Origin of the sequence: Sphaerospermopsis aphanizomenoides BCCUSP55, from assembly GCF_001586785.1 — a bacterium.
In the GTDB taxonomy this organism is placed as follows: Bacteria; Cyanobacteriota; Cyanobacteriia; order Cyanobacteriales; family Nostocaceae; genus Sphaerospermopsis_A; species Sphaerospermopsis_A aphanizomenoides_A.
On sequence record NZ_LUFH02000150.1, the window covers coordinates 1 to 10,309 of the forward strand.

The 10,309-nt window shown below is 39.1% G+C and carries 11 protein-coding genes and 1 tRNA gene; 6 read left to right on the forward strand and 6 right to left on the reverse strand.

The genetic code is table 11. The features are described from left to right. Nucleotides 1–61: 61 nt before the first annotated feature. Complete coding sequence (locus tag A0J48_RS24710; RefSeq protein ID WP_200327237.1) at nt 62–655, reverse strand: thermonuclease family protein; 594 nt, start codon at nt 653–655, stop codon at nt 62–64. Nucleotides 656–664: 9 nt separating this feature from the next. Next, nucleotides 665–1,033: a 2Fe-2S iron-sulfur cluster-binding protein gene (locus tag A0J48_RS24715; RefSeq protein WP_200327238.1), complete on the reverse strand. Its 369-nt coding sequence runs from the start codon at nt 1,031–1,033 to the stop codon at nt 665–667. A gap of 106 nt (nt 1,034–1,139) precedes the next feature. Between A0J48_RS24715 and A0J48_RS24720 the strand changes: the two genes are divergently transcribed. The 3 genes from A0J48_RS24720 to A0J48_RS27280 all read left to right on the forward strand — a co-directional run bounded on the left by A0J48_RS24720 (nt 1,140) and on the right by A0J48_RS27280 (nt 3,511). Then, a tRNA-Ser gene (locus A0J48_RS24720) sits at nt 1,140–1,226 on the forward strand. A 215-nt stretch (nt 1,227–1,441) separates the two neighbouring features. Beyond that, nucleotides 1,442–1,828: a hypothetical protein gene (locus A0J48_RS24725; protein ID WP_200327239.1), complete on the forward strand. Its 387-nt coding sequence runs from the start codon at nt 1,442–1,444 to the stop codon at nt 1,826–1,828. A 3-nt stretch (nt 1,829–1,831) separates the two neighbouring features. After that, a complete protein-coding gene (locus A0J48_RS27280; protein WP_234301141.1) occupies nt 1,832–3,511 on the forward strand; it encodes a caspase, EACC1-associated type in 1,680 nt (559 codons plus the stop codon). Nucleotides 3,512–3,673: 162 nt separating this feature from the next. Here the strand turns inward: A0J48_RS27280 and A0J48_RS24735 are convergent, their stop codons facing one another. The 4 genes from A0J48_RS24735 to A0J48_RS24750 form a co-directional block, all read right to left on the reverse strand. Continuing rightward, the gene (locus tag A0J48_RS24735; protein ID WP_200327240.1) at nt 3,674–4,099 is read right to left on the reverse strand and encodes an HNH endonuclease; all 426 of its coding nucleotides are present in this window, start codon (nt 4,097–4,099) and stop codon (nt 3,674–3,676) included. Next, nucleotides 4,096–4,437: a hypothetical protein gene (locus A0J48_RS24740; RefSeq protein WP_200327241.1), complete on the reverse strand. Its 342-nt coding sequence runs from the start codon at nt 4,435–4,437 to the stop codon at nt 4,096–4,098. Before A0J48_RS24740 ends, A0J48_RS24735 begins: the two co-directional genes overlap by 4 nt. Before the next feature lie 49 nt (nt 4,438–4,486). After that, a complete protein-coding gene (locus tag A0J48_RS24745; protein ID WP_200327242.1) occupies nt 4,487–6,256 on the reverse strand; it encodes an SWIM zinc finger family protein in 1,770 nt (589 codons plus the stop codon). Nucleotides 6,257–6,755: 499 nt separating this feature from the next. Beyond that, a complete protein-coding gene (locus A0J48_RS24750) occupies nt 6,756–7,349 on the reverse strand; it encodes a hypothetical protein (protein ID WP_234301142.1) in 594 nt (197 codons plus the stop codon). 311 nt (nt 7,350–7,660) lie between these two features. On the opposite strand from A0J48_RS24750, the gene A0J48_RS24755 reads away from it, so the two are divergent. The 3 genes from A0J48_RS24755 to lpdA all read left to right on the forward strand — a co-directional run bounded on the left by A0J48_RS24755 (nt 7,661) and on the right by lpdA (nt 10,172). Beyond that, nucleotides 7,661–8,050: a hypothetical protein gene (locus A0J48_RS24755; RefSeq protein ID WP_200327243.1), complete on the forward strand. Its 390-nt coding sequence runs from the start codon at nt 7,661–7,663 to the stop codon at nt 8,048–8,050. Further along, complete coding sequence (locus A0J48_RS24760) at nt 8,047–8,487, forward strand: HNH endonuclease (protein WP_200327244.1); 441 nt, start codon at nt 8,047–8,049, stop codon at nt 8,485–8,487. Before A0J48_RS24755 ends, A0J48_RS24760 begins: the two co-directional genes overlap by 4 nt. Before the next feature lie 254 nt (nt 8,488–8,741). After that, on the forward strand, nt 8,742–10,172 hold the full coding sequence (gene lpdA, locus A0J48_RS24765) for a dihydrolipoyl dehydrogenase (RefSeq protein WP_200327245.1): 1,431 nt from the start codon (nt 8,742–8,744) through the stop codon (nt 10,170–10,172). Nucleotides 10,173–10,309: the final 137 nt, after the last annotated feature.

Sequence of the window (10,309 nt, forward strand, 5' to 3'; positions counted from 1 at the left end):
CTCCCCATCTCCCCATCTCCCTATTTCCCCACACCCCACACCCTACACCCCACACCCTGTTCTAACGATACATACGGCGAAACTCACTAGGAGTCATACGCATGGGTTTTTCTGGGTTCCAGATGCCTTGACCCATGAGTCTAGCCCATTGTTGGGCATTTTCTAGGCGTTCATCGTATTTGTGGTTAGGCGATCGCGCTACAAATAGAGCATACCCTTGTTTGAGGACTTGTTCATTCAAAAACGTCTGATCTTTCCAGGCATAAGCCAAAGTTCGCCCAAATTTGTCTTTAGTTTCTAGGTCAAATTCCAATTTGATAGCTGTTTGGGGACTACCAATCAATTTTTCTAAAAGTTGTTTAGCATCATCTCCCCAAGGTAACTGACGCAAATCTGGCGCGTCTACGCCTATTAACCGCACTTGGGAAATTAAGTTTGGTTGTTCTGCCATACCTAGCACTTCTAGGGTTTGTCCACTGACAACCCGCGCTATTTTCACCTCAGAAACAACATTTGCTGATTGACTTTTGGCTTGACAACTGACTAACAACAACAAACAGGATAATATTGCTATTTTTTGCGCCCAGATGCTAATGCGTGGCTTGAAAGCGGCAATTTTACCCTGTAAGCATCTGCACCCTGCCACAATTTTCATTTTTTGCCTCTAGTCTTCATCCAAGGGTAAACCTGCTACAACTTTGCCCTTACCAAAAAAGCGCCCAAATTGGAGTTCATAAACTTCGTCTTCGTCTTGTGTTTCTACTTCCAAGTCAGAACGGGCATAACTCACACATAGCAAAGCGTAACCCTTACGGCGTAATTCTGGCGATAGTCCAATGGCTTCTGGTTGGTAAATTTCCCCGGAAAGTACCCTGACTGCACAGGTTGTGCAAGCCCCATTTCGGCAGGAAAAGGGCAGTTCTACACCATTATGTTCGGCTGTGTGCAGGATATAGCGGTCTTCTGGGACTTGTAGGGTGTATGATGTGCCGGTTGCGCGATCGTGTACTCTGATTGTGTGGGTCTGAACCATCTTGTTTTTGCTTGGGATTTAGGGATTTAAAACTTATTGTAAAAATATCTTGTGAAATATTTGCATTTTTTGCAGTTTCGTTTTATGATTAGAACTCATGACACCTGGAGAGGTGGCCGAGTGGTTTAAGGCGCAGACCTGGAAAGTCTGTTTGGGGGAAACTTCAACGAGGGTTCGAATCCCTCCTTCTCCGTTCTCTGAAAACAGTTTCAATAGTTCAAGTTAACCCAGATTGGTGAAAGCCTTCTGGGTTAATTTTTTATTATTAGTTAGATAAAAGTTGATCCGAAAATAAACGCTAAAATTGACCTTTCGCTCTAAAAAGTGGCAAAAATTACTTTATTAGCGCAATTCATCAGGTTAATATTGGGATGATTGTGAAAAAATTTGAAATAACAGCCTGGTAGTATGTCGGTCACATCCAATTATCAAATTACCATTGCTTTCACTGATACAAGATTAGACGATGAAGAAAAGAATCAGGAAGTGCAGAAGCTACGGAATACACTCAAGTTATTAGACGAAGCAGAAAAAGTGAGGGGAGTTATTGACCCCAACCCCCCAAAAGACGGCCGAGGTGAAGGTTTGATACCAGGATGGTTAATAGCTGAAGTAAAACCAGCCAATGCTTTAAAATTGTTTGGGTTTTTAAAAGACCGCTTGGTTAACCAACCAATTGAATTCTATGTTAAAGCCCCAGATGGTAGAGAAATCAAACTAAAATTCAACAATAAAGAAGAATTTGACTTGTATTTCCAGAAAGCACAGGATTTTTTTAACCACCAACGGGACTAGATAATGGGAAAGTTTGCACTGCTGATAGGGGTGAGTGAATATCAACATGGATTAAATTCGCTCAAAGGGGTTGTCCAAGATTTAGAAAAAATGCAGCGAGTTTTACTACATCCAGATATGGGTGGCTTTGCTGAAGGTGATGTCAGAGTCCTGAAAAACCCCGGAAAAACAGAGATGGAAAAAGCGATTGAACAGCTTTTTTATAACCGAAATAGAGATGATTTGGTACTATTGTACTTTGCTGGTCACGGTATCCTTGATTTTGATAGTAATAAGTTTTACCTAACCAATAGCAAGACAGAGCGAGATAACTACAAAAACTTGGTTAAAGCCACCGCTACTGAGGCTAATTGGATCAAGGATAGAATGAACGAAAGCTTTTCTCGGCGCATGGTTGTAATTCTTGACTCTTGCTTTAGCGGCGCTTTTGCAAAGGAAAGAGGGGTCAGAAGTGCAGATATTACTGTAGATATTAAAACTCAGTTGGGAGGTGAAGGAAGGGCAATTTTGGCTTCTTCTAGTGCTACGGAATATTCTCAAGAAGAATCATCAGGTGGAATTTATACCCGTTATATTGTTGAAGGTATTGAAACTGGTGCGGCTGACACTGATAATAATGGTTTGATTTCGGTTCAAGAACTTCATGCGTTTGCCTATAAAAAGATACGGGAAGCAGCACCCGCGATGAAACCACAAATTGATACTTCTCAAGAAGGTTACACAATTAAAATAGCAAAAGCACCTAAAGGTGATTCAAAATTAGAGTATCGCAAGAGCGTAGAACAATATTTACGTGATGGTAAAATTTCACCTGTTAATCGTCGAAGTTTAAAAATTCATCAAAATAAATTGGGTTTATCAGATGATGAGGTTAACCAAATACAGAATGAACTTTTAGAACCTTATCGTAAATATCAAGCGAACCTGAAAGAATACGAAGAAGTTGTTCAAGAGGCTGTACAGCATGAAGCAAATCTCAGCCAAATTACATTCGATGAGTTAAAAGACTTACAGCAACTATTGAATTTAAGAGACGAAGATGTAAAACCTATTCACGATAAGTTAATCTCGCCTTTAAATCATTCTTCAGAAAAAACAGTCATTGCACCTCCTCAAACTGATGACCTGTCATCGGAAAGAGGTATAGACTACATCAGACTGTGCAACTTACTAGCAGCACATAACTGGAAGGAAGCAGATAAAGAAACCTACGAAGTAATGATTAAAGCTGTAGGTAAAAAGTCTGGGGACTGGGTTACCACTGAGGAACTATTAAATTTCCCATGTAAAGACCTCCGCACAATTGACCAATTGTGGGTAAAATACAGTGGAGGAAGATTTGGGTTTAGCGTCCAAAAAGAAATTTACTTGAGTATTGGTGGTAAGCTTGACGGTATGCATTACCCATCTACCGTGGATAAATTAGGTAAAGAGGTAGCATGGAAAAACGAGCAGGATAAATGGATTAATTACTCGCGAGTCAATTTTTCTACCTCGGCTTCAAGAGGACACTTACCAAATTACATCTCATCTATGACTACAATACTTATTGTACCTTCAAAAGGTTGGGAATGGTTAGCTGCCAAATGGTTAACTAGAGCTTTTATGGAGACAGGGATTGGTCAGGTGGGCGTGATTGGGTCTTTGTGTCTCTTTTCTCGCATCAATACTTGTAAAGTTTAACATCTAATGCTTTTGGAAAATTGTAAATATTTATTACAACACCCTTTCCCACGCTAGAATCAACATTTGCGGTTTTTGTTACCTGGCGCAGTCGGATTGCAGTTTGATATTTCATTGTCATTATCCTGATGAACAAAATCGTCCTCAACAGGTTATAAAATCTCAAATATTTGGCGGGTGTTCACCCAGCTTTACCCACATTTTTCGCACACGAGTTAATTGTGGACGATTCATTTTTAAAGCATGAATTGTACTTCTTCCCACAGCAGTCAGTCCTACAATTTCCGTAGCATCTTCATTCCAAGAAAAATGTTCAATCCACGTTTGCTGTTGTGGGTGAAATAGTTTAACCTCCTCCTGAGTATTTGGATCAACTGCTGTTTGACGAGTTGCTTTATAACGATTACAAGATGGACAAGCCAAGCAGAGATTTTCAAATACAGTTTCACCACCAGCAGACCGAGGAATGATATGCTCAACTTCAAAAGTTGTAACTGTTAGAGATTCAGCAGTACGACAGTAAGCACAACAGTCTGCAAAACGATGACGAATCTTTTTTTGTAATTCAACAGAAATATAAACACTCACGCTACTTTCGATTTGTCTTGAAGTTGGTTTAAAGTATATCTCGCTCTGGTTTTCAGAACATTCAATTGATCAATCTGTGATATTAATCTATCTAAAGTTTCCATTTCTTCATTTGATAACTGATTGTCAGCATTTTTAACTAATAACTCATCTAGTTCCATCTGACTTTTAACAGATAAAGAAGTTTCTGCCAAAGCTTGTAACTCATCTAAACTTAAACCAATCAATAATTCAGTATCTGCTGAGAAATTAGTTAGCTGTTGGTATGTTTCCAGATTTAACAACACACCTACTCTCTCTCCCAAGGTATTAGTTATATACTGCACTGATTCAGTCATGGCTTTACTAGGCTATCTATAATAACTAGTTTATCAAATTCAACTCTCCTCAATCCAAACCCTGTTCTTTTAACAATCCCATCAACTTACGCTTACGTCCATGCACCTGCTTTAACTTTTCCCGATATTTCACCCAATCTGCTTCTCTTCCAGATGCTAAATAAGCTGCTCGTGCTTGCTTTAACCAATCAACTGCGTCACTATAATATTGTGCCTTACTTGCATCCATAATTAAATCTGCACGACGACGAGCATTTGCAATTACCCAACCAGGATTATGAGGAATTGCAGCAGTCATTACTCTGTGAATTAAATCACTATGATACGCATCCAGTTCCTTAACAATTTTGATGGCATCATCAATTAATCCTTCAGATAAAAATATATCTACTTTGGCTGATTCTGTTCCCCAACCTCCATAATTGTGGAGAATTTTGATTAAATCTGATTTCATTTTTTCCCAATCTTCACCAGCCAAGTGTTTGATTTTTTGGTAATCTGCTAATGAAGGTTGAACTTTTAAAATCATCTTAGTTGCTAATAAATTAGCTTGCTTATCTCCTAACTTATCTGCTAACTCACTTGTCCAAGTTGCCAATTGAAACTCACAATTTCCTGGTAAATCTAATCCGGTTTTAGCAATTTCTAAAGCCTGATTTAATTTCCCCTGTTCTGCTAAAGTTTTCGCTAAAGCAAAAGCCTGTTCCATAGTTTGCATCTGGGTTTGGGCTGCTTGCATTGCTTCTTCAACTTTACCTAAACGCCCTAACATAGATAGATAATGTTGAACTTGTCCTTCTGCTTCTGCTAAATACAAATATTCTTGATAACGTTCTTGTCTGTCTAATATTTTCAACCGAACTAATGCCAAATCATCAGCAAATTCGGGTACTTCTCCCATCCAAATTCCTCTGGGAGTGACATTTCCCATCAATACCTGAATCAATCCTGGTTCATCCCAATCTTGATACAAAGCTTCTAAACTCATGGAAAAATCTGCATCCCATTCGTTTTGCCATGTTTCCAAATTGACCTGGATTTCTACTTTCTCTTCTGGGTGAAGTTCAGTCGAAAGAATTGCCTCAGACCAAGCGTAATTTAATTCTTGGACAATTTGCTCATTTTCTGCACCGTACTCTGCTACTTCATCCCATTTTTCCACACAGGTAGCGGTAATAGCTTCTAAAATTGCGATCGCATTATGTCCTTCCCCACGTTCGCAATAATCTACCGCAATTTGGACTAAATTCTGCAATTCTTCGTTAATAGATTCGTCTTCATAGCCATCTTCTAAATAGCGCACACCATCCCGGAGAATCTGACGTACTTGCTGACAAAAAGGAGCTATATCAATGGTACTTTTAGGTATGGTTGCTTTGCCTACAGGCATGGGATTTGTCATCCAACTCACCTGTTGATCAATCGCTTCTAATATTTGCGGATATTCTGCTACCAACTCTCGCAATAATTTTTGCGTTTGAATATAATCTAAGCGATTTATCAATTCTTCTAAACTAGGACGCTGTTCAATAATTTCTGGATGACGCACACAAACCAGCATCGTCGCTACAATATGTTTACACCATCCTTCCAAATGGTAAGGACAGGTACAACGACCTAATGTCAAGCCATCATCTTTTAAACTAATATTGACGTGGTAGATTTGCGCTTGACTACCCTCCACTTCAGCCTGAAATAGCTTGCCACGTTGGGTTACAGAAATGACAGCACCCACGTCATAATATGCCTCTCCTTTCTGGAAAGATTTGGCGTTGGCATGACGGCGAATGGTAAATTCACTGAAAAGGGGAATAGACATGGGGCGGTACTAAAATCGGCTACGCCTACGCCTGTGGAAATTTCAGGACTGAATAAATATTACCGTGACAGTAGGTATACCATTCAAGAGTTGTAATGAAACTCAAACTTCAGTAGAATTTCCAGCATTAAATGGATATTTGTAAGTATTCAGCAATCAGCGTTCAGCCGTCAGCAAGATGTTGAAAAAACAAACATAAATGCCAGTCTGTAAATGTATCTTGTGGAATTGGGCAAACTTTTGATTTGATGAAAAACCTATCTACTTATAGGTTCAAGCTGATTACTGATTACTGATAGCTGAATGCTTACGGATATTCACCCATTTTTACCCACATTTTACGTTTAAAAACCATCTGCGTTCATCTGCGTTTATCTGCGTTTAATTTTTGATATTTCATCCTGTACATCCTTAAATCCTGGTTATCCTGATTCTGACATTTCTTTAATAATATTCATCGTCTCTACACTCACGCTACAAACTCTCATCAATAATTCTATTAAATGGACTTTTTACAAAGTTCCCAAAACTTATTTCTCGCAGTTTCAAATAATTTATTATTCCCCTCTTGACCATTAATCAAATTTCTGAGAGAATCTAAGATAATGGGAATATCCTGTTTAAAAATTTCTATCGCTGATCGAAAGTCCCGCACTTCAGGACGGACAAAATTTATAAAGTTATTAATAATACCATCTAGCGCGTCTGCATCTTGCATAGATACGCGCTGAGTTTCCGTACCACCTTGAATTAAAACCGCAGTTTGGGAATCTTCAAATAAAATATTACTATTGTGATAACCTTTATTTAATTTCTTCTCAATTTCCTTATCTAAGTTATCATTTGTGTCTTTAGCTTCCCAGTAACCCCAATCTAACCGCAAAGCATCTTTAACTATTCCATCTGGATAAACGACTTCACCATTAGGTAGTTTATAAGCTAATTCAGCAACAACCAGAAAATCACGAGTTTTGCAGTATTCATTTAACAGATTTTCAAAAGCTCTACGAATAGATTTTTCATTTCGTGAACCACCAAACTGGATGATTTTTTGAATTTCTGTTTGATATTGGGTGACTAATAATCTGGACATAATTAATAATGGTTTTTGATCATGGTAAATAAATTTTATTTTAATTTTATGGCTTAAATTGGTGCGTTAAGCTGTCGCTTTAGCGAAGCCATACTCGAAAAGCTTTACACACGCTACTGTAATCGTTTTTCTATCTGCGTCACTCGGCTTTTAGCTGCGTTAAATTATATGTTGGTTTTGATGTAAATACCAAAAAATTAAGTAAAGAATTATTGCAAAAACAAGATATTTTTTAACATAAATTGTAAACATATAATAAATTAAGGGGAAATACTTTATAATCAAAATATCAAATAAAAACATCTAAGAATATGAGTAATCAAATTACAATCACTCTACCAGATGACGTTTATCAAAAAGCCGAGAAATTCGCACGTTTAGCAAATCGTGATTTAGCCAGCGTCTTAGTTGATACTATCCAGTTTTCTATCCCATCTATTAGCCAAGAATCGGCAAACATTGAACCCATATCAACACTTTCTGATCAGCAAGTTTTAGAGTTGACAGAATTACAAATGCAGCCTGAAGAAGATAGCCGTTTGACTGAGTTGCTAGACAGACAACAAGCTGGTTTTCTCGCAGCATCAGAAAATTCTGAATTAGTAACACTAATGCGAATTTATCAGGAAGGTTTATTGAGAAAAGCCACTGCATTAAGTGAAGCTGTAAAACGTGGATTAATTCAAGAGTTAGATGCGTGAGTTATAGTCAAATTTCTGAAGAAGTCCGGGCAAGAGTGCGAAACCAAGCAAATAATCAATGTGGTTATTGTCGTAGTCTACAAAAGTATGTTTTGGGAATTTTAGAGATAGATCATATTATCCCCAAAGCTAAAGGTGGTACTGATGATGAAGAAAATTTATGGCTGGCTTGTAGACTATGCAACGGATATAAAGGCACTCAAACTGATGGACTAGATCCCATTAGTAACCAGAAGGTGAAATTATTTAATCCTCGTCAAAAAACATGGTCACATCACTTTGTTTGGACTAACAATGGCACACATATAATAGGATTAACTGCCTGTGGTCGTGTTACAGTTGTAGCCTTACAACTTAATAATATTTACGCGGCGACTGTGAGACAAGCATGGGTTTCTGCTGGTTGGCATCCACCTGAAGATAATCTGAATGAGTAGCAATTCTACTTATCCCCAACCCGATTGTTTGAAAAACTGTAAATATTTCCAATACTAAACACATCAGCTATGCCGCAATTCTCAATGATCGGGAAATCAGGTAAAATGTCTGAATGTGAACAAAAACCCATCATCCACATATAACTATAATTCTACAGTCATCCCCATTCTGAACACTAACGCACCGAGTGAACTGTTTTAGCGGGGGAAAATCAAGTTAAAAATAAGTAGGTTAAAGAAACGGGGAAATTAACGTGAGTTCTGGATTTGATTACGATTTAGTGATTATTGGCGCGGGTGTAGGTGGACATGGCGCAGCCCTACACGCCGTTCATTACGGGCTGAAAACAGCAATTATTGAAGCAGGAGACATGGGGGGAACCTGTGTTAACCGGGGCTGTATTCCCTCTAAGGCGCTGTTAGCAGCTTCAGGAAGAGTGCGGGAATTACGTAACGCCCACCACCTCAAGTCTTTGGGCATTCAAATCGGTAATGTAGAATTTGATCGAGAAGCGATCGCTAATCATGCTAATAATCTCGTCTCGAAAATTCAAGGCGACTTAACCAACAGTCTCAAACGCTTGGGAGTTGATATCATCCGGGGTTGGGGAAAATTAGCTGGTTCGCAAAAAGTTACCGTCACTACAGATAGCGGTGAAAAAACCATCACAGCGCAAAATATCATTCTTTCCCCCGGTTCAGTTCCCTTTGTTCCTCCTGGAATTGAAGTAGACGGTAAAACTGTCTTTACCAGTGACCAAGGTGTGAAGTTAGAATCTTTACCAAATTGGATCGCAATTATTGGTAGTGGTTACATCGGTTTAGAATTTTCTGATGTTTACACCGCTTTGGGCTGTGAAGTGACAATGATTGAAGCCCTGGATGTGTTAATGCCAGGATTTGACCGCGATATTGCTAAACTGGCAGAAAGAGTTTTAATTACTCCCCGTGATATTGAAACCAAAGTAGGAATATACGCAAAAAGAATTATTCCTGGTTCTCCCGTAGTAATTGAATTAGCAAATTTTCAAACCAAAGAAGATTTAGAAGTATTGGAAGTTGATGCTTGTTTAGTAGCAACAGGTCGCATCCCCGCTACCAAAAATCTCGGTTTAGAATCTGTGGGTGTGGAACTCGACAAACGGAATTTTATCCCTGTGAATGATGGAATGTCCGTACTTTCAGCAGGTGAAGTAGTTCCCCATCTGTATGCCATTGGTGATGCTAACGGTAAGATGATGTTGGCACACGCGGCTTCCGCTCAAGGTATCATTGCTGTAGAAAACATCCTTGGTAAAGACAAAAAATTAGACTATCGCAGTATTCCCGCCGCAGCTTTTACCCACCCAGAAGTTAGTTATGTGGGTTTAACAGAAACAGCCGCCCAAGAATTAGGTTTAGCTGAAGGCTTTGAAATTGCTACCAGTAAGAGTTACTTCAAAGGTAATTCTAAAGCGTTGGCAGAAAATGATGCTGATGGTATCGCTAAGGTAATTTACCGTAAAGATACAGGTGAAGTCTTAGGTGTGCATATTTTCGGTTTACACGCTTCCGATTTAATTCACGAAGCATCCGCCGCAGTTGCAAACCGTCAATCTGTAAAAGACCTAGCTTATTTAGTTCACGCCCATCCTACACTATCAGAAGTGTTAGATGAAGCCTACAAACGAGCGATCGCCAGTTAGAAGAAGGTGACAGGGAACAGGTGACAGGTGACAGTGAAGAGGAAAGGGAGCAGGGAGCAGGGAGCAAGGGGGAAAATTGTTCCCCAGTCCCCAGTCCCTTCCAGTCCCCAGTCCCTAGTCCCCACCCCCCTACACCC

Bases quoted from the DNA above. Each gene is read 5' to 3' on its own strand.
- A0J48_RS24755 (WP_200327243.1), top strand. From the start codon at position 7,661: ATGAGTAATCAAATTACAATCACTCTACCAGATGACGTTTATCAAAAA.
- A0J48_RS24745 (WP_200327242.1), bottom strand. From the start codon at position 6,256: ATGTCTATTCCCCTTTTCAGTGAATTTACCATTCGCCGTCATGCCAAC.
- A0J48_RS24740 (WP_200327241.1), bottom strand. From the start codon at position 4,437: ATGACTGAATCAGTGCAGTATATAACTAATACCTTGGGAGAGAGAGTA.
- A0J48_RS27280 (WP_234301141.1), top strand. From the start codon at position 1,832: ATGGGAAAGTTTGCACTGCTGATAGGGGTGAGTGAATATCAACATGGA.
- A0J48_RS24750 (WP_234301142.1), bottom strand. From the start codon at position 7,349: ATGTCCAGATTATTAGTCACCCAATATCAAACAGAAATTCAAAAAATC.
- A0J48_RS24715 (WP_200327238.1), bottom strand. From the start codon at position 1,033: ATGGTTCAGACCCACACAATCAGAGTACACGATCGCGCAACCGGCACA.
- A0J48_RS24725 (WP_200327239.1), top strand. From the start codon at position 1,442: ATGTCGGTCACATCCAATTATCAAATTACCATTGCTTTCACTGATACA.
- A0J48_RS24710 (WP_200327237.1), bottom strand. From the start codon at position 655: ATGAAAATTGTGGCAGGGTGCAGATGCTTACAGGGTAAAATTGCCGCT.